This is a genomic window from Proteus sp. G2618 (assembly GCF_009915995.1).
GTDB lineage: Bacteria > Pseudomonadota > Gammaproteobacteria > Enterobacterales > Enterobacteriaceae > Proteus > Proteus terrae.
Window position 1 is genome coordinate 13,189 of the sequence record NZ_JAABNI010000021.1, and the last position, 21,921, is coordinate 35,109.

Here is a 21,921-nt window from a genome sequence, read left to right on the forward strand (position 1 = left end):
TTCAATAATTTATTATTAATATAAAGGCAATAATTTCATTTTACGTGAAAGAGTGCGATATCGATTGCATCAATAACTACCACCAATGATGAGAGTGCGTTACTATGTGATCAGGTTAACACATTGTCAGTACAGTGATACTGGCAGGTTTATTTTCAGACGGGAGTTATTTTCATGTCAAAACAGCAAATCGGCGTGGTTGGTATGGCAGTTATGGGACGTAACCTTGCGCTAAATATTGAAAGCCGTGGTTATTCTGTATCCATTTACAACCGCTCAAGCGATAAAACCAACGAAGTTATCGCTGAAAATCCAGGTAAAAAACTGGTTCCGAATTATTCTATTGAAGAGTTTGTTGATTCGTTAGAAAAACCGCGCCGTATTTTATTAATGGTAAAAGCGGGTGAAGCAACGGATAAAACAATTGCTGCATTGACACCGCATTTAGATAAAGGCGATATCCTTATTGATGGCGGAAATACTTTCTTTAAAGATACCATTCGTCGTAATCGTGAATTATCAGCACAAGGTTTTAACTTCATTGGTACAGGTGTTTCTGGTGGTGAAGAAGGCGCATTAAAAGGCCCTTCAATTATGCCTGGTGGACAAAAAGAAGCTTATGAATTAGTAGCTCCAATCCTTGAAAAAATTGCGGCGGTTGCTGAAGGCGAACCTTGTGTGACTTATATCGGTGCTGATGGCGCGGGTCACTATGTGAAAATGGTTCACAACGGTATCGAATATGGCGATATGCAACTGATTGCAGAAGCGTATTCAGTATTAAAACACTCTTTAGGTCTAACTAATGAAGAATTAGCAGAAACCTTTACCGAGTGGAATAAAGGTGAATTAAGTAGCTACCTGATTGAAATCACTGCTGATATCTTCCGTAAAAAAGATGAAGAGGGTAAATACCTTGTTGATGTTATTCTTGATGAAGCAGCAAACAAAGGTACAGGTAAATGGACAAGCCAAAGTTCTTTAGATTTAGGTGTGCCAGTTACACTTATCACTGAATCTGTCTTTGCGCGTTATATCTCTTCATTAAAAGATCAACGTGTTGCGGCATCTAAAGTATTATCAGGGCCAACACCTAAAGCATTTTCTGGTGATAAAAAAGCCTTTATTGAAAATGTTCGTCGTGCACTGTATTTAGGTAAAATCGTTTCTTATGCTCAAGGTTTCCAACAACTGAAAGCAGCATCAGACGAATATAACTGGGATTTAAACTACGGTGAAATCGCGAAGATTTTCCGTGCGGGTTGTATCATTCGTGCTCAATTCCTGCAAAAAATTACAGATGCTTATAACGAAGATGCAAGCATTGCAAATCTGCTGTTAGCACCATACTTCAAACAAATCGCTGATGATTACCAACAAGCTTTACGTGATGTTGTTTGTTATGGTGTACAAGCAGGTATTCCTACTCCAACATTCTCTGCAGCTATTTCTTACTACGATAGCTATCGTGCAGAAGTGTTACCAGCAAACTTAATCCAAGCTCAACGTGACTATTTTGGTGCGCATACTTATAAACGTACTGATAAAGATGGCGTATTCCATACTGAGTGGATGGAATAAATATATTTAATATTAGGTTATATAATTAAAATATAACAAAGAAAAGGTGCTCAAATTGAGTACCTTTTTTATTTAATGAAAATAAATATCCAATTATTTATATTGCAGGGTATAAACAACACTACTATTAACTTTACCAGCAGTTGTTGTGCTTGTTGCATAATATTGAATGGTATAAGGTAAGGTAGCTAAAAAGTGTCGACCTCAATCTTCACATATCATTTTCTATTGGCAGATCTTTCTAATAGAGGTATTGCTCTTTCTTCTCCCCAGCTTTGTAGTGCCGCTAAAACGTGAGAGAGTGATTCTCCATCTTCACTGAGTTTATATTCAACTTTGGGCGGAATCTCAGCATACACTTTGCGCTCAATAAGCCCATCAGATTCAAGTTCACGTAACTGTTTAGTCAGCATTCGAGGTGTTATTGAAATAAGTTTTCTTTTTAGTTCATTAAATCGCAGTATTTTTCCCTGTAAATGGTAAAGGATCATACCTTTTCCTTTACCTCCCATTAGCTCTAAAGACGCTTCAACAGGGCATCCATCATAGGTGTAGTCGTTATATCTATTCTTTTTTACAGTATCCATTTGTATCCTATATACATAAATTGTACGTACTTGCCAGATAGTAAATTATAATTAAAATGTACCCGATACAAGTGTCTTACTTTGGAATAGGTGTAATAAATGAATTTATTAAAGATATTGAAAACACGTTATGCGACAAAACATTTTGATAAAAACAAAGTGATCCCTGAGCAAGAATTAGAACAAATTAAAGCATTATTACAACTAAGCCCATCAAGTGTGAACACTCAACCATGGCATTTTATCATCGCGAAAACTGATGATGCTAAGCAGAAAATTGCTGGCTCAACAGAAGGGGGGTATGAGTTCAATAAAGAGAAAATATTAAGTGCTTCACATGTTGTGGTTATGTGTGCAAGAAATACGTTATCTGAAGAATATCTCTCTCATTTGCTTGAATTAGAAGATCAAGCAGGACGATATCCTGAAGCCGAATTTAAAGAGCAAAATAATCTCGCAAGATCATTTTTTGTTAATCTACATGAAAAACAACTTGGTGATTTATCTCATTGGATAGAGAAACAGGTTTATTTAAATATGGGATCACTATTACTAGGTGCCGCAATGTTAGGAATAGATGCTCTTCCAATGGAAGGCTTTGATTTATCAAAAATAGATTCAACATTTTCTTTAAATAATAAAGGTCTTCATGCTGTGACAATAGTTGCATTAGGTTATAGAGAAGAAGATGATTTCAACTACAATTTGCCAAAATCAAGATTGCCACAAAGTGAAATTATCACAGATATTTAGATTTTAAGTTTTTGATTTAAACCTCACTTTATTAAGTGAGGTTTTTTCATTATAGCTTTTATTTTAGTTAATGATTATCGTTGTTTAATAAGCTCAGTAATATCTATTTAGAATTATATTAATGAATCATTCTCCTTATCCTGTCATATTAGATGCATGTGTTTTATATCCATCATTATTACGAGGTTTATTAATACGTTTAGGGATAGCAGAACTCTATCAACCACAATAGACTGAAACTATTCATAATGAATGGCAACGTAATCTTTTAATAATAGACCTGACTTAACATCAAAACAAATAGAACATATTGCTACGCTAATGGATAAAGCAATACCAAGTGCAATGATAAATGGTTATGAAGAGCTTATTGATGGATTAGTTTTACCCAAAGAAAAAATATGAAAAAGCCAACAATGAATATACAGTAATATTTTGAATCTCTATTACGACAAAGTTTACCTATGACAGTCAAATCATTGGAAAAGTATACGGCGATTATTTAATAAAAAGAGAGTGCTTAAATACTCTCTTTTTATTTGTTTTTTATTGCGAAATATAAAAACTATTGTTCAGATGCTTTTATATAATGTGTTTTTTCATTTATTTTATCTGATGTAAAATCACTATCTAAGTGAGCCTCTTTGGATATATTCCCACTAAAAACATCATTCATTCTCTCTTTATCTAAGGCATTTTCCCAACGAGCAACAACAATACAGGCGCAAGCATTACCGACAAGATTGGTTAATGCACGACATTCTGACATAAAACGGTCGATACCAAGGATTAGCGCCATACCTGCAACGGGAACGCTAGGCACAACCGATAAGGTCGCCGCTAAAGTAATAAAACCAGCACCAGTCACACCTGCCGCGCCTTTTGAGCTAATCATGGCAACAAAGAGTAATGTAATTTGTTCAGTTAATGACAAATCCACGCCCGTTGCTTGCGCAATAAACAGGGCTGCCATAGTCATATAAATATTAGTACCATCTAAATTAAAGGAATAACCAGTAGGAATAACTAAGCCGACGACTGATTTTTTACAGCCAAGTTGCTCCATTTTACTCATTAATGTGGGTAATGCTGCTTCAGATGAAGAAGTACCTAATACAAGCCAGAGCTCATCTTTTATGTACTTAATTAAAGAGAGGATAGAAAAGCCATTATATTTAGCAACCGCACCCAAAACCACTAACACAAAAAGTAATGCTGTTAAATAAAAAGTAATTACCAACAACATTAAATTGCCAATGGAAGAAATACCATATTTGCCTATTGTAAAAGCCATTGCGCCAAAGGCACCAATTGGTGCTAATTTCATTAGCATACCAACCATCTTAAAGACGGGTTCACAAAGGTGCTGTAAGAATTTTAATACAGGTTCGCCTCGTGAGCCTATTGACGCCAACGCCAAACCAAAAACCACAGAAACAAACAGCACTTGTAAGATATTACCGTTTACTAGTGGGCTAACGATGGTATCAGGGATGATATTCATGAAAAAATCAATAAGAGAAGAGTTATGTGCCTGTGTGACATACATTTCTACTCGGCTACTATCTAATGATTCAGGTGAGATATTTAAACCATCACCAGGACGAATAACATTGGCAGTGATTAATCCAATGATGAGCGCAATCGTAGAAAATGTGAGAAAGTAAATCATCGATTTACCCGCTACTTTTCCAACGGCTTTCATATTGCTCATACCAGCAATGCCTGTCACTACGGTTAGAAAGATAACAGGTGCGATGATCATTTTTACTATTTTGATAAATCCATCACCCAAAGGTTTGAATGACTCACCAATATCAGGGTAAAAATGTCCTAATAGAATACCGAAAATGATAGCAATAATAACTTGGATATATAACACACGATAAAAGGGGAGCTTGCGGGATGAAGTCTGCATAAAAATTCCCTGTAACTGAAAGATATTGACTAAATAAAAAAGAAATTATGATGTAAATTATTATTTACATTTATTTTGTTGTGATAGGTAACTTAAAGGTATGCGTAAATCAGGTCAATAAAATAAAGTTGATTTTATCAAATATTGTGCTCTTCATCTAAAAAATTAGATTTAATTTCAATTTATCGTTATTTGTGAAATTTATTTTTCTTAAATCAATAGGTTAATGAAATTATGATTTGTTTTAATTCATTATATTTCTTTAAAATTATGTGTTTTTAGCTTTGTTTTTTGGTGAATAAAATGATTTAAATGTAAAAAAATATGGATAAGAAGAGGTCGGGAGAGGGGGGGGTACAATTACTTGTTTTTATTACATTTGTTGTTACGGGAAAAATGAACCACTGATAAACTCCTCAATATAAACAAACTCTAGCCAACAAACAAATAAGCATTCAGAAAGAACAATAATAAAGGTGAGTATCGAGGGAAATTCTGAAGTATCTCTCACTAAGATAAAAACGAAGTACCATAATCGCAGAAAACAGAATTTTTATTGTTAAAGCAAATGCAACAAAATAAATAGCGATATATAAAGAAAGTACTTCGATTTGAATAAGTGGTACAACAACAAGATAAAAAAGAACAATACTACTAACAATTATTATGATAGAACTCACGAACTAATATTTAAAAAAAGAAAAGTTTTAGAGAATATTGGTTTGTTATTAGCTCTTTTAATTTATTCAAAACCTTATTTCTCATCTATGAATTCGATAAATTATAGGAGTAAGCAGAGGAGAATCAATAAGAAAAAAACATAATAATAACTGCCATGATAACAATTACCCTTAGTTAAATTTATGGTCAGGGTAATTGTGAATAATAAATGAGCTCTTTTATTACTCGTTTTCTTCATCTCGGATAAAAGAGATTAATTCAGGTTGTGCAATACGTTTGTAATCTTGCGTATTAAGAATAATTGAGCGCTCTAATGTACCCGCATTAAAAGCAAGTTCATCAAAACGTTCAAAAAGTAGAGGGTCAGCCACAAGTTTTAATGAAGGGTGGAAACTAAAAGGAGGGATGGCACCAAATACGCATTGAGTAAGATCATCCACTTCTTTAGGGCTTGCTAGAGATGCCCTTGTTCCACCAATTTGGTGAGCAAGTTTTGATAGATCGGCTTGTTTATCGGCGGGTAATATTGCAAGAACATGTTGTTTAATACCGTTACCTTTTATATGGCAAACAAGTCCTTTTGCTCCCTGTCCTAATTGTGTTCCTCTGATTTTTGCAACTTCCTCAGAACGACCTGCGGTAGGGTGTTCCATTACACGATAAGTAGCGTGGTTGTTATCTAATAAAGTAGTAAGTTGCTCAAAAATAGTCAAAGACATCAATGACTCCTGATTTAATAAGTTATTTATTTAGGGTCATTATACGACTTTAAAAAAAATATTCTGCTGTGATGTTCACGGCTGGTTTTGATTATTTTGATAAGCTTTTCAAATTATTTTGTTACAAATGATAATATGTTAATAGTATTATCCTATTGAATTAATAGGGTAATTGGACTTCTTTATTTAATTACCTGTACTAACATGATAAACAAATTGATATTTATTCATTATTTTGATGATGATCAATTTAAGAACAAAAAGAATAGAACATATTAAAACGTAGATTTAATTACTAAAAAGGAAGTCAATAATGGCAGTTTCAACATTCTATATCCCTTCTGTAAATAAAATTGGTGCTGGTTGCCTTGCTGATGCTGTAAGTTCAATGAAAGACTTCGGTTTTCATAAAGCGTTGATCGTCACTGATAGCATTTTAAATCAACTGGGTGTTGTTGATAAAGTCAGTAAGTTACTGACAGAAGCTGGTATTTCTAGCGTAACTTATGACGGAACTGCACCAAACCCTACTGTTGAAAACGTAGAAGCGGGTTTAGCTCTGCTGAAAGAAAATCAATGTGATTGTGTAATTTCTTTAGGTGGTGGTTCTCCACATGACTGCGCAAAGGGCATTGCGTTAGTCGCTTCTAACGGTGGAAAAATTGCGGATTATGAAGGTGTTGACCGCTCTGAAAAACCTCAATTACCACTTATTTCTATTAATACCACAGCAGGTACAGCATCAGAAATGACACGTTTTTGTATCATCACAGATACTGCGCGTCATATCAAAATGGCTATCGTTGATAAAAACGTTACACCACTCTTATCTGTAAATGATTCAGAATTAATGATTGGTATGCCAAAAGGTTTAACCGCTGCAACAGGTATGGATGCATTAACTCATGCGGTTGAAGCGTATGTTTCAATTGCTGCAAACCCAATTACTGATGCGTGTGCATTAAAAGCAGTCACTATGATCAGCGAATCTTTACGTAAAGTTGTTGATAATGGCGGTGATGCACAAGCTCGTGAAAACATGGCTTACGCTCAGTTCTTAGCAGGTATGGCATTTAATAATGCTTCTTTAGGTTATGTGCATGCTATGGCTCACCAATTAGGTGGTTTCTATAACTTACCTCATGGTGTGTGTAATGCGGTTTTATTACCTCATGTTCAAGCTTATAACATTCAAGCAGCCGCAGGTCGTTTAAAAGATATCGCACAAGCAATGGGTGTTGATGTTTCTGCAATGAGCGATGAGCAAGGTGCTAAAGCGTGTATCGAAGAAATTCGCAAAATGGCTAAAGATGTCGGTATTCCTGCAGGCCTGAAAGAATTAGGCGTGAAAGAAGATGACTTCAAAACATTAGCTGAAAATGCGTTGAAAGATGCTTGTGCAATCACTAACCCAGTTCAGGGTTCTGAAAGTGATGTTATAGAGTTATTCCGCCAAGCAATGTAATGCTTAAGAAATAAATAATAACAGATACTTGTTATTTTATGTCTTACTGCGTAATAAAAGCACCTCCGAATTTCTCATGAGGTGCTTTTTTTTTATGTATCGCTTTTTCGTCTGGTAGCTCTAGAGGATGTTGATTAACTGGAAATTATTCGGCTTTTTTATGGCGCTCTTGCAGGCAACCTATTACATCAGAGAGTGATAGTGATTGATCTTGTAATAGCACCATTAAGTGATAGAGCAAATCTGAGGCTTCATTCTTTAGCTCTTCTCGGTCATTAACAGTGGCAGCTAACGCGGTTTCTACACCTTCTTCTCCCACTTTTTGGGCTATACGTTTTGTACCACTGGCATAAAGGCGGGCAGTATAAGAGCTATCTGGTGAGGCATTTTTGCGGTCACGTAATAAATTCTCAAGTTCATAGAGAAATCCCCATTGGCTTTGTGCTGGGGCAAAACAACTTTCAGTGCCGTTATGGCAAGTAGGGCCGATAGGATTAGCTAAAATAAGTAAAGTATCGTTATCACAGTCAGGATAAATATTGACTAACTTTAGGAAGTTGCCTGAGGTTTCACCTTTTGTCCATAAACGCTGTTTAGTACGTGAATAGAAGGTAACATTTCCACTTTCTAGGGTGACATTTAATGCTTCTTTATTCATATAACCTAGCATTAATACATCGCCTGAAATGGCATTTTGGATAACCACAGGCATGAGGTTATCGACTTTTTCCCAATCTAATTGCGCTAATGTTTCATTATTCATTATATTCTTACCTTAACGTCATTCTTTGCAAGATACTGTTTTAATTCGTTGATATTAATTATTTGTTTATGAAAAACAGAGGCTGCAAGAGCGCCATCAACATTGGCTAGTTTAAATGCATCAAGAAAGTGTGACATTTCGCCAGCTCCCCCTGATGCGATAATAGGAACATCTGCAACTTGGCGTACTAGAGCAAGTTGTTTTAGGTCATAACCTTGTCTCACGCCGTCTTGGTTCATCATATTTAAAACAATTTCACCCGCGCCTAGCTTCTGAACTTCACGTACCCAATCGAGGGTTTTCCAGTGCGTTTGTTGTGTTCGTTTTTCATCGCCAGTGAATTGATAAACTAAATATTCACCGGTTTTTTCATCAAACCAAGTGTCAATACCCACAACAACACACTGCACACCGTAGCGATCTGCTAAACGAGATATCAGTGAAGGATCGGAAAGTGCAGGGGAGTTAATTGAAATTTTATCTGCACCAAATGAGAGAATTTTCCCTGCATCTTCAACAGAGCGAATACCACCAGCAACACAAAAAGGAATATCAATCACTTCAGCGACACGCGATACCCAGCTTTTATCAACAACACGACCATCAGAAGATGCTGTAATATCATAAAATACCAGTTCATCCGCACCTTCTTTAGCATAGCGTTCAGCGAGAGGAACAATATCACCAATGATTTCATGATTACGAAATTGAACACCTTTAACAACTTGTCCATCTCGGACATCAAGACAAGGAATTATGCGTTTTGCCAACATGATATCGCCTCTTTTAATGTAAATTTACCTTCTAATAATGCTCTACCAACAATAATACCAGCAACACCTGATGCTGGAAGAGCTGCGATATCTTGTAAATCACCAATACCGCCCGATGCTTGGAATAAAATATCGGGAAAACGTTGGCTAATTTCTTTATACAGTTCGACATTAGAACCGGCTAATGTGCCATCACGAGAGATATCGGTACACAACACATGTTTTAATCCGACACTTTGATAAAGTTCGATGATCTCTTCAAGAGTATAGGGGGAGTTCTCTTGCCAGCCACTCACGGCTACCCATTTTTTACCTTGTTTATCAATACGAACATCGAGGGCTAACACAATGGCATCTGCACCATAATGCTTAAACCATGTTTTTACCATTTCAGGTTGGCTGACTGCGGTTGAGCCAATAACAACTCGACTTGCCCCAGCATCGAGTAGTGATTTCACATCATCTTCTGTGCGAATGCCACCACCCACTTGTACTGGAACAGTGACACAAGCAACAAGCTCTTTTAACAACGGAATTTGGCGAGCTGAAGGATCTTTTGCACCTGTTAAATCCACTAAGTGAAGTAATTTTGCGCCATCTTTCTCATATTGTTGGTAGCGAGTCAGTGGATTATCATCATAATCACGCTGTTTTGCATAATCACCCTGATGTAAACGAACTACTTTTCCATCAATTAAATCTAATGCTGGAATAATCATAACGGGTTACATCTCCAAAAAGTTCTTGATAAGTTGAGCACCAGCTTTTCCTGAACGCTCTGGGTGAAATTGCACTCCATAAAAATTATCTTTTTGAATTGCACTACTAAAACGCGAGCCGTATTCAGTTTCAGCAATCGTTGATTCATTGAGTGCTAAAGCGTAGCTATGAACAAAATAGAACCAAGCATCATCACCCAGATCACGAAAAAGAGGATGTCCTGGTTTTGCTAACACTTGGTTCCAACCCATATGAGGTAATGGTAATCCTGCCGTATCAAGCTTATCTATGGTGCCATCAACTAAACCTAATAAAGGAATACCTTTTCCTTCTTCACTTAGTGAGGCTAAAATTTGCATACCCAAACAGATCCCTAAAACAGGTTGAGTTAACGCTTTAATTAAAGGAATTAGCTCGCGTGCTTTGAGTTGTTCCATCGCGGCTTTAGCTGTTCCTACACCGGGTAAAAAGAGTTTATCCGCAGATAACACAATATTTTTTTCATAGGAAATAATTGGATCATAGCCAAGTCGCTTAACGGCGTAAGCGACAGAGGCTAAATTGGCACAACCCGTATCAAGAATAACCACTTTCATCACAGAACACCTTTTGAACTTGGTAATGTATTGCCTTCGACACGAATGGCTTGGCGTAATGTACGGCCAAAGACTTTAAATAAGCTTTCAGCTTTATGGTGATCGTTTTTGCCTTTCGATTTCAGGTGTAATGTGCATCCCATGGTGTAAGAGAGTGAACGGAAAAAGTGTTCAATCATCTCTGTACTTAAATCACCGACACGTTGATATTTAAATTCGGCTTTGTATTCAAGATGTGGACGACCAGAAATATCTAACGCACAACTTGCAAGACATTCATCCATTGGTAATGTAAAACCGAAACGAGCAATACCTCGTTTATCACCTAATGCTTCACGTAATGCTTCACCCAAAGCAAGGCCAGTGTCTTCCACCGTATGGTGATCATCAATAACTAAGTCACCTTTAACGTTGATGTTCATACGAAAGCCACCGTGTGTGGCAATTTGATCAAGCATGTGATCAAAGAAACCGACACCAGTGCTGATCTGGCTATCACCTTCACGATCAAGCCAAACATCGATCGCAATTTGTGTTTCTTTAGTTTTTCGCTCAACTTTGGCATAGCGATCTTTTTTCGTTAGCTGCTCTGTGATAACAGCCCAATTGAGCTCATTGGCATTATAAAGCAGGCCTTTGATACCTATATTTTCAGCTAACTGAATATCAGTTTGTCTATCGCCAATGACATAGCTATTATTTTTATCTAGTGCGCCATCAACTAAATACTGGGTGACAAGCCCTGTTTCTGGTTTGCGACAAGGGCAGTTGTCTTCAGGTTTATGAGGACAAATTAAAACATCATCAAATGAGATCCCTTGAGATGAAAAAATTTGCATCATTAAATTATGAGGCGGATCGAAATCTGCTTGAGGAAAACTTTCTGTGCCTAATCCGTCCTGATTTGTGACCATAATGAGTTTATAACCCGCTTTTTGCAGAGCAGTAAGTGCGGGGATCACGCCATTTTCAAAGGCGAGTTTATCAAGTCTATCAACTTGGTAATCTGTTGGTGGCTCAGTGATTAAAGTACCATCACGGTCAATAAAAAGAATTTTTTGGCTCATGGTTGAGATCCCTCAGTTGCGATTTTTTGTTGTTATCGTTTTTAATGTTTTATACGTTTGCAGTTTGAATATCTTTTATGGCATTAATCACGCTATCACATTCTTCTGCGGTACCGATAGAAATACGCAAACAGCCATTAAGCCCATATTGACGCTGTTGATCGCGTAAAATAATCCCTCGTTCCCATAAAGTACGGAAAACTAGAGTCGCATCAGTGAATTTCACTAAAATATAGTTGGTTTCACTGTTATAAACCTGTTCAACATTAGGCAGTTTTTTTAACGAATCAGATAAAATAGCTCTGTTGCGTGAAATTTCTGCCACTCGTTTTTTCATTATCTCAATACCTGCATCTGTAAGCGCTTGCGCAGCAATATCTGCAACAGGTGTTGAAAGTGGGTATGGTGCGATCACTTTTAGTAATAATTCAATGACAGGTGGGTTGGCAAGCGTAAAACCACAACGAAGCCCTGCTAAAGCAAAAGCTTTCGATAAGGTTCGCAAAATAACTAAATTCGGATAATCTTCAAGCCATGAAACAATTGATGCTTGTGGGCAAAATTCAATATAGGCTTCATCTACTGCAACAATGGCTTTGTCTTTAGCCAACGCTAATACATCACGAATAAGCGAAGGATCAACAAGATTTCCTGTCGGGTTGTTAGGGCTGCACAGATAGATAAGTTTTACATTATCAAGCTGTGATGCGATGGCTTTGACATCTGGACTCCAATTAGCAAGTGTAGGGACAACACGCTGTTCTATACCGAAGGTTTCAGCACTAACGCTATACATTCCATATGTCGGTGGGCAATAAAGCACGGCGTCTTTACCCGGTTCACAAAACGCACGAATAAGGAGCTCAATCGCCTCATCTGCGCCACGGCTCACTAAGACTTGATTACTCTCTACACCTGCATATTTTGCGTAACGATTTATGACGTTAACAGGCTGACATTCAGGGTAACGGTTTAAGTTTTTTTCATTAAAAGTAAAGTCAGGTGCAAGAGGGTATTCATTTGCATTTAACCAAACAGAACCATTTCCTCCTAAGCGTCGAGCAGACTGATAAGGTGTTAATTCACGTACATTTTTTCTTGCAAGTGTATTGATATCAAATTCAGTTTTCATCACTCTTTTTCCCCTGAGCTAAAGCGTTAACACGAAGTGTGACAGCATTTTTGTGTGCGGTGAGTTGTTCTGCTTGCGCTAATATTTCAATTGTCTGTGCCAAATCAGATAATCCCTGTGCGGTTAGTTTCTGTACTGTCATGCGTTTCATAAAATCAGCTAAGCCCAAGCTTGAGTAGGTTGCTGTATAGCCATAAGTCGGCAGAACGTGATTAGTACCAGAAGCATAATCTCCTGCTGATTCAGGCGACCAAGCACCAAGGAAAACAGAGCCAGCACTGGTAATGCTATCAACACGAGCATCAGCATCATTGGTTTGAATAATTAAGTGTTCTGGGCCATAACTGTTACTGATTTCAATACACTGGTCGAGATCACAAGTAATAATGACACGGCTTTCTGCAAGTGCTTGTTTCGCTATTTCAGCACGGCTTAATAGTGCCAGTTGTGTTTCAGTTTCAGCTATAACGGCTTTGGCGAGTGTTTCATCCGGTGTTAATAATACAACCTGTGAATCAGGGCCATGTTCAGCTTGTGAAAGTAAGTCAGCAGCAATAAATGCAGGATTTGCGTCTGCATCAGCAATCACTAGCACTTCAGATGGCCCCGCTGGCATATCGATTGCTGCACCTTGTAGCGATTGACTTACTTGGCGCTTTGCTTCAGTTACATAAGCATTACCGGGGCCAAAAATTTTATCAACTTTAGGAATAGATTCCGTACCAAATGCCATGGCTGCAATCGCCTGCGCGCCACCGACTTGGAAGATTTCATCAATACCAATTTGTTGAGCAATATATAAAATTTCATCAGCAATAGGGGGCGGTGAGCAAAGAATAACTTTACGACAACCAGCAATACGGGCTGGAATACCTAACATCATTACCGTTGACAATAATGGCGCTGAACCTCCGGGAATATAAAGCCCTACTGCATCAATGGGCCTGCTGACTTGCTGACAAAATACACCGGGCTGCGTTTCCACGTTAATAGTGTTAGGAATTTGCGCCTCATGAAAGCGACGAATATTATTCATCGCTTGTGCTATTGCCTGTTTTATTTTGCTATCAAGTCTTGATGAGGCTTCATCGATTTGCGATTTTGACACCAAAACACTTTCCGGCGCTGCCTTATCGAATTTTTGGCTAAGTGTTTTAAGCGCTTTATCCCCATCATTGCGTACCTGTGAAATGATGCTAGCAACTTGTTCTGTAATTGAACCTGATGCAGAAATAGCAGGGCGAGTTAATAGCACTTGTTGCTGTTCTTTAGTGCATTTATTCCAGTAAGTTAATGTATTAAAACCCGTTTTCATCATTTCACCTTATTCCATCATTTTTTCAATTGGTAAAACAAGAATTGAACTTGCACCTAATGCTTTTAGCTTTTCCATTGTTTCCCAGAATAGGGTTTCGCTACTTACCATGTGCATTGCAACACGATTTTGGTCACCCGCCAGAGGTAAAATAGTCGGCCTTTCAGCTCCCGGAAGTAATGCAATCACATCATCAAGGCAATCACTTGGTGCGTGTAACATTATGTATTTTGATTCTCGAGCTTGAATAACACCTTGGATACGTGTCAGTAATCGGTCGATAAGTGCTTGTTTATCAGCTTCCATTTCACCATTGCGTTGGATTAAGCATGCTTTTGAGCGATAAATCACTTCAACTTCTTTTAATCCATTCGCTTCTAATGTTGCGCCAGTAGAAACTAAGTCGCAGATAGAGTCAGCAAGGCCTGCACGAGGCGCGACTTCAACAGAGCCATTTAATAAACACGATTTAAACTTGATGCCTTTTTGATCTAAATAACGTTTGAGCAGATTTGGATAGGAGGTTGCTATACGAGTATTATTTAAACATTCCGCACTTTGATAATCGAAATCGACAGGGGTTGCCAGAGATAAACGGCAGCCACCGAAATCAAGACGGCGTAGCGTCAGGTAACTTGGGTTTTCACCTTGAGAACGACGTTTTAATAATTCTTCTTCTAAAACGTTTTCACCGATGATCCCTAAATCAACAACACCATCCATTACCAATCCCGGAATATCGTCATCTCTAACACGTAAAATATCGATTGGCATATTTTCAGCGTAAGCAATCAGACGCTGTTGATTTAAGTTAATTTTGATGCCACAACGCGCTAAAAGAGCACGGGAATCATCGCTTAAACGTCCTGATTTTTGCATTGCGATTCTTAATCTTGCTTTATCTAACATAATATTACCCTATCATTGTCCGTATTTTTGTGATGAAAATTAGCTATAAAAAAACCCCGGAAGTTGCCTTCCGGGGTTTTAGTTGTTATCTGCATTCAGACCACCGGAAGCGTTTCTTAAACGTCTTCCAGCACTCATCGCCTGAAAGACTAGTCAGGGTGATGGTGATGATGGTGGCTTAGTTGAATGCTATACATAATTATTTTCCTAGCTAATAACACTATTTGTTATTTAATAATGCCCGTTACTGTTAATCTGTATTTAGTAACCTGCATTTAGAATTTGTCTGCCTTTCAACCTACATGATTTACAAAGCAGAAAGCAACCTATTTTTTAATAATAATTTAATTATTTTGTAACCTTTTGTTTTTAATGTAATTTTAATATTTCTCTTATTTACTTAATGGAACAAGTAGGCGAGTATATAGGGAGATGCTAAACGTTTACGAAATATAAGTAGTATTTATAAGTAATGGCGAAACGAAAATTTTATATCATACTTTGACTAAGCCATTTAAGTAGGGGAGCAAAATGAAACGAATAACCATCGTAGGATTAGGTTGGTTAGGTTTACCACTTGCCGTTGCGTTGCGTGATGCAGGCTATCAAGTTAAAGGGACTAAAACCACCGAAGATGGCGTAGAAGCAGCAAGAATGAGTGGCGTTGACTGCTGTTTAGTGAATTTAACACCCGCAATTGAATGTGATAGAGATGATTTTGATTACTTAATGGAAACGGACGTCCTGATTATCACGTTACCGCCAAGTGCAGCTGGTGGTGGTTATGATTATGTTGAAGCCATTCAAACGCTGGTGGATAGCGCAATGTCTCGCCATGTTACTAGAGTTATTTACATTAGCTCTACTTCTGTATATGGCAATCAAACAGGTAATATCACGGAAGAAATGGATATTCGACCAGAAACACAATCAGCCAAAATGTTAGCAGAAGTTGAGAATTGGCTACATCGTTTACCGTTGACCACAGTTGATATTCTTCGATTAGCTGGATTAGTCGGGCCGGGGCGTCATGCAGGACGTTTTTTATCAGGTAAAAAACAGGTCAAAGGCGCTCATCAATGCGTTAATTTAGTCCACTTGGATGATGTAATTTTTGCTGTTGAACAACTTCTTGCGCAGAATGAAGGTGGCCATTTATATAATTTATGCGCCCCAATTCACCCTAAAAAGAAAGATTTTTACTCAAGAGCATCAAATCAACTCGAACTTATTCCGCCAGAATTTGTTGAGGAAGAGAAACCTTTAATACGAGAGATTGATGGTCAGGAGATTTGTCGAGATCTTGGATTTCATTACCATTATCCAGATCCCGACAAAATGCCAATGAATTAACTTAATTTACTGGCAGTAGCACGATATCACGGAAAATAGGTCTTTCACTTAATTGTGCAAACCAACGCTCAATGTGAGGGAAGTGTGGTCTATCTTTGCAAACTTCTAACCATGGATAGACCAATGGTGCGATCGCCATATCAGCAAGAGAGAATGAATCTCCTGCAAAGTGAGTGGTTTTTGCAAGTTGGTCGTCAGCAATTTTAATTAATTTATTAAGCTTCTCTTTCAATGCGTTAACAATCTCAGGGTTTTGTTGCTCTTTAGGTGTACGAACAATCATGATCATCATTTGTTGAATGGGAGAAAATAGGCTGCCATTTGACCAATCCATCCATTTTTCTACATTTGCTCGTTGTTTAGGATCAATGGGATAGAGTGTGTTATTTTCATATTTTGCACATAAATAACGAATAATGGTGTTAGACTCCCATAAAGCAAAGTCATCATCTTGTAAGGTTGGAATTGAAGCGTTGGGATTCATAGCTAAATAATTTGCTTCATTGAGTCCACCAAAAGGGCCCCCAACATCGATTTGTTCGTAAGGAACATTTAGTTCCTTTAAACACCAAAGAACTTTTTTAACGTTAGATGAGTTTTTTCTACCCCAGACTTTTAACATAAAGGTCTCCTAAACCACGATAAGTAATAAAATTTCCCTCTATAGGGCGCTAAATATGAATATAAGATAAATCTCTGTATATCAATGTTGGCGTCTTATTCCAGAAAGCCATATAGTAGGAAAGCTTTAACAAATTGATATAAAAGGGTGATCGGTAATGAAAAAAAATATTCCATCTGTTCTGGGTAAGGTTACTGCGGGAATGGGTTTACTGCTAATTATTTCTAGTCCTTCATTTGCGGTAAATAATCCAGTGCCTCCTCAAATAGAGGCAAAATCTTATGTATTAATGGATTACAACAGCGGAAAAATTCTGGCATCAGAAAAACCTGATGAGCGTTTAGATCCTGCCAGTCTTACAAAAATTATGAGTAGCTATGTTGTTGGACAAGCTATCAAAGAAGGCCGTATGTCACCTGACGATACGGTGATTGTAGGGCGCAATGCATGGGCAACAGGAAATCCGGTATTAAAGGGATCGTCATTGATGTTCTTAAAACCGGGTGATCAGGTCAAAGTAATTGATTTAAACCGAGGCATGGTTATTCAATCAGGCAATGATGCCAGCATTGCTTTAGCAGAACATGTTGCAGGTAGTCAGGAAACCTTTGTTGATTTAATGAATTCCTACGCTAACAATCTCGGTTTAAAAAACACACACTTTAAAACCGTTCATGGGTTAGATTCTGAGGGACAATATACTACTGCGCAGGATATGGCATTACTCACGGTAGCCATGATCCGCGATGTACCTTCAGAGTATGAAATTCATAAAGAAAAAGAATTTACATTCAACAATATTCGTCAGCCAAATCGTAACCGTTTATTGTGGAATAAGAATATGAATGTCGATGGCGTGAAAACAGGTCACACCAATGGAGCAGGATACAATCTTGTTTCTTCGGCAACGGAAGGTGACATGCGCTTAATTGCTGTTGTTTTAGGAACACCATCAGATAAAGTGCGTTTTGCTGAAAGTGAAAAATTATTAGGTTGGGGCTTCCGTTTTTTTGAAACGGTAACACCAGTAAAGGCAGATACACCACTGACAACGCAAAAAGTATGGTACGGCAATAAAGGCGAAGTGGCGTTAGGGGTTGCTAATGATGCCTCAATTACTATTCCTAAAGGTGAATTGAAAAACCTGAAAGCCTCTTTTACTTTAACCAATCCTGTATTAGAAGCGCCGTTAACTCAAAATCAGGTTGTTGGTACAGTTAACTTTTTATTAAATGATGAAGTGATTGAACAGCGCCCATTGGTTGTAAAAGAAGCGGTTGAAGAAGGTGGGATCTTTAGTCGTATCTGGGATTTTGTAGTTAAAACAGTATCCGGTTGGTTTAATGCTATTTTTGGCTAATTCCCAATAATGGTTCTATCAAAGCGTTACTGAGTTTTTCACCCAAAAAGAAAGACTAGTTGTTATTTTTATAGAAAAAATCCGTAATTATTTAATGATTACGGATTTTTTTATATTCAATAAAGTCAGGGAATATCTCTAGTTTAGAACTTAAATAAGCCCATCGATTTTACCTTGATTATCAACATTCACAGTAATAGCTGCAGGAGTTTTCGGTAATCCTGGCATTGTTGTGATAGAACCTGTTAAAGCGACAACAAAACCAGCACCAGCAGAAACATATACTTCACGAACGTTGATTGTAAAATCAGTTGGGCGACCCAATAAGGTGGGGTTATCTGAAAGTGAATATTGAGTTTTTGCCATACAAACAGGAAAATGAGAAAAGCCCATACTTTCTATCTTTTCCAACATTTTGCTAGCATGTTGGCTATAGGTCACACTATTTGCCCCATAAATTTCTTTGGCAACGATATCGATTTTTTGGCTAAGTGAGATATCATTAGGATAAATTAATTGAAATTGGCTCTGTTCATTTTCAAGTGTATCAATCACTTGCTTAGCTAATTCAATACCACCTTCGCCTCCTTTTTCCCACACTTTGGTAATTGCAAATCGGCAACCTCTATCTTGGCAAAATTGTTCGATAAACTGGTGCTCTGCAATACTATCAGTGACATAAGCGTTAAGAGAGACAATCACCGGTAAGCCATATTTTTTAAGGTTTTCAATGTGCTTTTCAAGATTCACAATCCCTTTTTCAAGGGCAATTAGATCTTCATTATTCCATTCGCCTTTACCTAAACCACCGTTATATTTTAGCGCTTTAGTGGTTACAACAATGACGGCACAATCAGGGCGTAATCCACTGATCCTACATTTTATATCAAAGAATTTTTCAGCACCTAAGTCGGCACCAAAACCGGCTTCTGTTACGGTAATATCTGCAAGTTGAAGTGCCAATTTTGTTGCTCTTACGCTATTGCATCCATGAGCAATATTAGCGAAAGGGCCTCCATGAATAATGGCTGGCGTATTTTCAAGTGTTTGTACTAAATTAGGATTAATTGCATCTTTTAATAAACTTGCCATTGCTCCAACAGCTTGCAGATCGTTTGCTGTAACAGGATCACCATTATAAGAATAGGCAACAATGATGCGAGAAAGTCTCTGTTTTAAATCATCAATATCCATCGCCAAACATAGGATAGACATAATTTCAGAAGCAACAGTAATAACAAAATTATCTTCTCTTGTTATACCGTCTTTTTCGCCACCTAATCCCACAACAATATTACGTAAAGCGCGATCGTTCATATCCATACAACGTTTAAACACGATTTTTTTAGGATCGATATTTAAAGGGTTGCCTTGATAAATTGAATTATCAAGCATGGCTGCAAGTAAGTTATTGGCAGAGGTTATAGCATGAAAATCGCCAGTAAAATGAAGATTGAGATCTTCCATTGGAACAACTTGCGAATAACCACCTCCCGTTGCACCACCTTTAATACCAAAGCAAGGACCTAAAGAGGGTTCACGAAGTGCAATAATGGCATTCTTTCCAAGATGATTAAGTGCTTGCCCTAATCCAACAGTGACCGTTGTTTTACCTTCACCAGCAGGTGTTGGGTTAATGGCTGTAACTAAAACTAACTTTCCGGGCTTTTTTGTTGTAACTTTTGACCAAATACTGTGGCTAAATTTGGCTTTGTGTTTGCCATAAAACTCGATATCGTCTTGATCAATATTTAAATTTTTAGCAATGTCCTGAATAGGTAAGAGGTGTGCTTCTTGGGAGATTTGAATATCTGATTTCATTTTAGTTCTCTTTTTATCCCGCTTATTAATGTCTCTAGTGATCTTTACTTATCAACTTTAGACAATAATCTAAATATGGCCAATAGATTGATTAATCTGTAGTTATTTACTTTAGATAGCGCGTTCATCGTCATGCCATTTAAATAATTTTTGTTGTTAGCTCCTACTTTTTCTTTAAATTATCACTATTGAGTGATGCTTTGCTTTTTTGAAAAAACATAGTTTAACTAAGGATGACAATTTAATCTCATACAAAAAAGATGATATTAATAAAGAAGGGTATTGAGATTGATATTAATAAACAAAAAAGGCGCTGATATCAGCGCCTTATCTATCATAAATATCTGTATTGAGACTCTCAGGTTTAGTCACAAGAAATTTTAATAGCTAATCCGCCTTGAGAGGTTTCACGATATTTAGCGTTAATGTCTTTACCTGTTTCGTACATTGTTTCAATGACTTTATCTAAACAAATACGAGGATCACTGACACGACGTAAAGCCATACGAGATGAGTTTACGGCTTGTACGGCTGCGATAGCATTACGTTCAATACAAGGAACTTGTACTTGTCCTGCCACTGGGTCGCAGGTAAGTCCTAAGTTATGCTCCATCGCAATTTCTGCCGCAATACAAACTTGTTCTGGGCTACCGCCTAAAAGTTCAGTTAATGCGCCTGCAGCCATTGAGCAAGCAACACCGACTTCGCCTTGACAACCCACTTCCGCACCTGAGATAGATGCATTCATTTTGTAAAGTGAACCAATAACACCAGCAACTAAGAAAAAGCGGGTGTAAGAGTTTTCATTCACAGGGCGAATAAATTTATCATAGTAAGATAAGACTGCTGGAATAATGCCACAAGCACCGTTTGTTGGTGCTGTTACAACACGTCCACCAGCTGCATTTTCTTCATTCACAGCAAGGGCAAACATGTTAATCCAATCAACAACTGTCATTGGATCGGTTGTGGTTTTATCTTCGGTTACTAACATACGGCGTAATGCAGAAGCACGACGAGGTACGCGTAAAGGCCCCGGTAATAAGCCTTCAGTATTTACACCGCGCTCAATACCTGACTTCATTACTTCCCAAACAGCCGCGAAATGAGCCGAAATCTCTTCTTTACTACGTAATGCTAATTCGTTTTGCATCACTAATGCAGATAAAGAAAGCCCTGTTTCTTTGCAATGGCGACGTAAATCAGCCGCATATTGATAAGGATAAGGAACTTGAACCACATTTTCTTCAGGTTGACCAAAATGCTCTTCATCAACAATAAAACCGCCACCAATTGAATAGTAGGTTTTCTTCAATAAAACCTGTTCACCGTTATAAGCGGTAATGGTCATGCCATTTTCATGGAGGGGTAGATTGGTTTTATGAAAATTCATACCGCCTTCAACCGGAAAATCGACTTCTTTTATGCCATTTGCCAGCATTAAGCGACCGGTTGTTTCTACTTGTTTGATAAACGGGGCGATAGAATCAATATCGACAGTATCAGGTAAATTTCCTGCGAGTCCCATAATAATAGCAATATCAGTTGCGTGACCTTTACCTGTTAAAGATAAAGAGCCATAAACATCAACGATAACGCGGGAAACAGAAGTGAGGAGATTTTTTTCAGCAAGTAAATCAACGAATTCCTTACCTGCTTTCATTGGACCTACAGTGTGAGAGCTTGAAGGACCGATACCAATTTTAAAAATATCAAAGACGCTAACCATAATATTCGCCTCCCTAATTAATTTAAAGGCGCAACTGTGTGATTATTAGAGTGTTAA

General features: G+C 37.6%; 19 protein-coding genes, 1 pseudogene and 1 other annotated feature. Of the genes and pseudogenes, 5 read left to right on the forward strand and 15 right to left on the reverse strand.

Annotation, left to right across the window (positions count from 1 at the left end):
• Nucleotides 1-174 precede the first annotated feature (174 nt).
• Nucleotides 175-1,581 carry an NADP-dependent phosphogluconate dehydrogenase gene (gndA, locus tag GWJ01_RS10965; protein ID WP_109393511.1) on the forward strand — a complete coding sequence of 469 codons (1,407 nt, stop codon included), beginning with the start codon at nucleotides 175-177 and terminating at the stop codon, nucleotides 1,579-1,581.
• Between the two features lie 93 nt (nucleotides 1,582-1,674).
• On the opposite strand, the pseudogene GWJ01_RS18855 reads toward gndA, so the two are convergent.
• A pseudogene (locus GWJ01_RS18855) lies at nucleotides 1,675-1,770 on the reverse strand (fimbrial protein); the annotation flags it as partial.
• A gap of 29 nt (nucleotides 1,771-1,799) precedes the next feature.
• Entirely contained in the window at nucleotides 1,800-2,168 is a 369-nt protein-coding gene (locus GWJ01_RS10970) for a winged helix-turn-helix transcriptional regulator (protein ID WP_075672530.1), read from the reverse strand.
• Between the two features lie 99 nt (nucleotides 2,169-2,267).
• Here GWJ01_RS10970 and nfsB point away from each other — a divergent pair, with 99 nt between their 5' ends.
• Nucleotides 2,268-2,921, forward strand: coding sequence for an oxygen-insensitive NAD(P)H nitroreductase (gene nfsB, locus GWJ01_RS10975; RefSeq protein ID WP_109393512.1), 654 nt, complete (start codon nucleotides 2,268-2,270; stop codon nucleotides 2,919-2,921).
• 565 nt (nucleotides 2,922-3,486) lie between these two features.
• On the opposite strand, the gene GWJ01_RS10980 is transcribed toward nfsB, so the two are convergent.
• Both GWJ01_RS10980 and GWJ01_RS10985 read right to left on the reverse strand, forming a co-directional pair.
• On the reverse strand, nucleotides 3,487-4,839 hold the full coding sequence (locus tag GWJ01_RS10980; RefSeq protein ID WP_196714939.1) for a dicarboxylate/amino acid:cation symporter: 1,353 nt from the start codon (nucleotides 4,837-4,839) through the stop codon (nucleotides 3,487-3,489).
• A 902-nt stretch (nucleotides 4,840-5,741) separates the two neighbouring features.
• Nucleotides 5,742-6,239, reverse strand: coding sequence for a YbaK/prolyl-tRNA synthetase associated domain-containing protein (locus GWJ01_RS10985; RefSeq protein ID WP_109393514.1), 498 nt, complete (start codon nucleotides 6,237-6,239; stop codon nucleotides 5,742-5,744).
• A 313-nt stretch (nucleotides 6,240-6,552) separates the two neighbouring features.
• On the opposite strand from GWJ01_RS10985, the gene yiaY reads away from it, so the two are divergent.
• Nucleotides 6,553-7,704 (forward strand): L-threonine dehydrogenase, encoded by a 1,152-nt coding sequence (yiaY, locus tag GWJ01_RS10990; protein ID WP_109393515.1) that lies wholly within the window; start codon nucleotides 6,553-6,555, stop codon nucleotides 7,702-7,704.
• A 145-nt stretch (nucleotides 7,705-7,849) separates the two neighbouring features.
• Here yiaY and hisIE read toward each other — a convergent pair whose 3' ends face one another.
• The 8 genes from hisIE to hisG are packed head-to-tail and all read right to left on the reverse strand — an operon-like array spanning nucleotide 7,850 to nucleotide 14,979.
• On the reverse strand, nucleotides 7,850-8,467 hold the full coding sequence (gene hisIE, locus GWJ01_RS10995; RefSeq protein ID WP_098943783.1) for a bifunctional phosphoribosyl-AMP cyclohydrolase/phosphoribosyl-ATP diphosphatase HisIE: 618 nt from the start codon (nucleotides 8,465-8,467) through the stop codon (nucleotides 7,850-7,852).
• A complete protein-coding gene (gene hisF, locus GWJ01_RS11000) occupies nucleotides 8,467-9,240 on the reverse strand; it encodes an imidazole glycerol phosphate synthase subunit HisF (RefSeq protein WP_075672521.1) in 774 nt (257 codons plus the stop codon). The genes hisIE and hisF overlap by 1 nt, the downstream gene beginning before the upstream one ends.
• Nucleotides 9,222-9,959 (reverse strand): 1-(5-phosphoribosyl)-5-[(5-phosphoribosylamino)methylideneamino]imidazole-4-carboxamide isomerase, encoded by a 738-nt coding sequence (gene hisA / locus GWJ01_RS11005; protein WP_161711087.1) that lies wholly within the window; start codon nucleotides 9,957-9,959, stop codon nucleotides 9,222-9,224. The genes hisF and hisA overlap by 19 nt, the downstream gene beginning before the upstream one ends.
• A gap of 6 nt (nucleotides 9,960-9,965) precedes the next feature.
• Nucleotides 9,966-10,556, reverse strand: a complete 591-nt coding sequence (hisH, locus tag GWJ01_RS11010) for an imidazole glycerol phosphate synthase subunit HisH (RefSeq protein WP_109402603.1) — start codon at nucleotides 10,554-10,556, stop codon at nucleotides 9,966-9,968.
• Complete coding sequence (gene hisB, locus GWJ01_RS11015; protein ID WP_161711088.1) at nucleotides 10,556-11,623, reverse strand: bifunctional histidinol-phosphatase/imidazoleglycerol-phosphate dehydratase HisB; 1,068 nt, start codon at nucleotides 11,621-11,623, stop codon at nucleotides 10,556-10,558. The genes hisH and hisB overlap by 1 nt, the downstream gene beginning before the upstream one ends.
• 49 nt (nucleotides 11,624-11,672) lie before the next feature.
• Nucleotides 11,673-12,755 (reverse strand): histidinol-phosphate transaminase, encoded by a 1,083-nt coding sequence (gene hisC, locus GWJ01_RS11020; protein WP_109393520.1) that lies wholly within the window; start codon nucleotides 12,753-12,755, stop codon nucleotides 11,673-11,675.
• Entirely contained in the window at nucleotides 12,745-14,073 is a 1,329-nt protein-coding gene (gene hisD, locus GWJ01_RS11025) for a histidinol dehydrogenase (RefSeq protein WP_109402605.1), read from the reverse strand. The genes hisC and hisD overlap by 11 nt, the downstream gene beginning before the upstream one ends.
• Before the next feature lie 6 nt (nucleotides 14,074-14,079).
• Nucleotides 14,080-14,979, reverse strand: a complete 900-nt coding sequence (hisG, locus tag GWJ01_RS11030) for an ATP phosphoribosyltransferase (RefSeq protein WP_161711089.1) — start codon at nucleotides 14,977-14,979, stop codon at nucleotides 14,080-14,082.
• 44 nt (nucleotides 14,980-15,023) lie between these two features.
• Nucleotides 15,024-15,153, reverse strand: a sequence feature (His leader region).
• A 357-nt stretch (nucleotides 15,154-15,510) separates the two neighbouring features.
• Here hisG and GWJ01_RS11035 point away from each other — a divergent pair.
• Nucleotides 15,511-16,332, forward strand: coding sequence for an SDR family oxidoreductase (locus GWJ01_RS11035; RefSeq protein ID WP_109393523.1), 822 nt, complete (start codon nucleotides 15,511-15,513; stop codon nucleotides 16,330-16,332).
• A 1-nt stretch (nucleotide 16,333) separates the two neighbouring features.
• Here GWJ01_RS11035 and GWJ01_RS11040 read toward each other — a convergent pair whose 3' ends face one another.
• On the reverse strand, nucleotides 16,334-16,954 hold the full coding sequence (locus GWJ01_RS11040) for a glutathione S-transferase family protein (RefSeq protein WP_109393524.1): 621 nt from the start codon (nucleotides 16,952-16,954) through the stop codon (nucleotides 16,334-16,336).
• Between the two features lie 157 nt (nucleotides 16,955-17,111).
• Here GWJ01_RS11040 and GWJ01_RS11045 point away from each other — a divergent pair, with 157 nt between their 5' ends.
• Nucleotides 17,112-18,314, forward strand: coding sequence for a serine hydrolase (locus GWJ01_RS11045; RefSeq protein WP_109393525.1), 1,203 nt, complete (start codon nucleotides 17,112-17,114; stop codon nucleotides 18,312-18,314).
• Between the two features lie 150 nt (nucleotides 18,315-18,464).
• On the opposite strand, the gene GWJ01_RS11050 is transcribed toward GWJ01_RS11045, so the two are convergent.
• A complete protein-coding gene (locus GWJ01_RS11050; protein WP_109393526.1) occupies nucleotides 18,465-20,135 on the reverse strand; it encodes a formate--tetrahydrofolate ligase in 1,671 nt (556 codons plus the stop codon).
• Nucleotides 20,136-20,499: 364 nt separating this feature from the next.
• On the reverse strand, nucleotides 20,500-21,864 hold the full coding sequence (locus tag GWJ01_RS11055) for an L-serine ammonia-lyase (RefSeq protein ID WP_109393527.1): 1,365 nt from the start codon (nucleotides 21,862-21,864) through the stop codon (nucleotides 20,500-20,502).
• Nucleotides 21,865-21,921: the final 57 nt, after the last annotated feature.

Excerpts from the sequence above, each read along its gene's own strand:
- gndA (WP_109393511.1), top strand. The coding sequence starts at position 175 with ATGTCAAAACAGCAAATCGGCGTGGTTGGTATGGCAGTTATGGGACGT.
- GWJ01_RS10970 (WP_075672530.1), bottom strand. The coding sequence starts at position 2,168 with ATGGATACTGTAAAAAAGAATAGATATAACGACTACACCTATGATGGA.
- nfsB (WP_109393512.1), top strand. The coding sequence starts at position 2,268 with ATGAATTTATTAAAGATATTGAAAACACGTTATGCGACAAAACATTTT.
- GWJ01_RS10980 (WP_196714939.1), bottom strand. The coding sequence starts at position 4,839 with ATGCAGACTTCATCCCGCAAGCTCCCCTTTTATCGTGTGTTATATATC.
- GWJ01_RS10985 (WP_109393514.1), bottom strand. The coding sequence starts at position 6,239 with ATGTCTTTGACTATTTTTGAGCAACTTACTACTTTATTAGATAACAAC.
- yiaY (WP_109393515.1), top strand. The coding sequence starts at position 6,553 with ATGGCAGTTTCAACATTCTATATCCCTTCTGTAAATAAAATTGGTGCT.
- hisIE (WP_098943783.1), bottom strand. The coding sequence starts at position 8,467 with ATGAATAATGAAACATTAGCGCAATTAGATTGGGAAAAAGTCGATAAC.
- hisF (WP_075672521.1), bottom strand. The coding sequence starts at position 9,240 with ATGTTGGCAAAACGCATAATTCCTTGTCTTGATGTCCGAGATGGACAA.
- hisA (WP_161711087.1), bottom strand. The coding sequence starts at position 9,959 with ATGATTATTCCAGCATTAGATTTAATTGATGGAAAAGTAGTTCGTTTA.
- hisH (WP_109402603.1), bottom strand. The coding sequence starts at position 10,556 with ATGAAAGTGGTTATTCTTGATACGGGTTGTGCCAATTTAGCCTCTGTC.
- hisB (WP_161711088.1), bottom strand. The coding sequence starts at position 11,623 with ATGAGCCAAAAAATTCTTTTTATTGACCGTGATGGTACTTTAATCACT.
- hisC (WP_109393520.1), bottom strand. The coding sequence starts at position 12,755 with ATGAAAACTGAATTTGATATCAATACACTTGCAAGAAAAAATGTACGT.
- hisD (WP_109402605.1), bottom strand. The coding sequence starts at position 14,073 with ATGATGAAAACGGGTTTTAATACATTAACTTACTGGAATAAATGCACT.
- hisG (WP_161711089.1), bottom strand. The coding sequence starts at position 14,979 with ATGTTAGATAAAGCAAGATTAAGAATCGCAATGCAAAAATCAGGACGT.
- GWJ01_RS11035 (WP_109393523.1), top strand. The coding sequence starts at position 15,511 with ATGAAACGAATAACCATCGTAGGATTAGGTTGGTTAGGTTTACCACTT.
- GWJ01_RS11040 (WP_109393524.1), bottom strand. The coding sequence starts at position 16,954 with ATGTTAAAAGTCTGGGGTAGAAAAAACTCATCTAACGTTAAAAAAGTT.
- GWJ01_RS11045 (WP_109393525.1), top strand. The coding sequence starts at position 17,112 with ATGAAAAAAAATATTCCATCTGTTCTGGGTAAGGTTACTGCGGGAATG.
- GWJ01_RS11050 (WP_109393526.1), bottom strand. The coding sequence starts at position 20,135 with ATGAAATCAGATATTCAAATCTCCCAAGAAGCACACCTCTTACCTATT.
- GWJ01_RS11055 (WP_109393527.1), bottom strand. The coding sequence starts at position 21,864 with ATGGTTAGCGTCTTTGATATTTTTAAAATTGGTATCGGTCCTTCAAGC.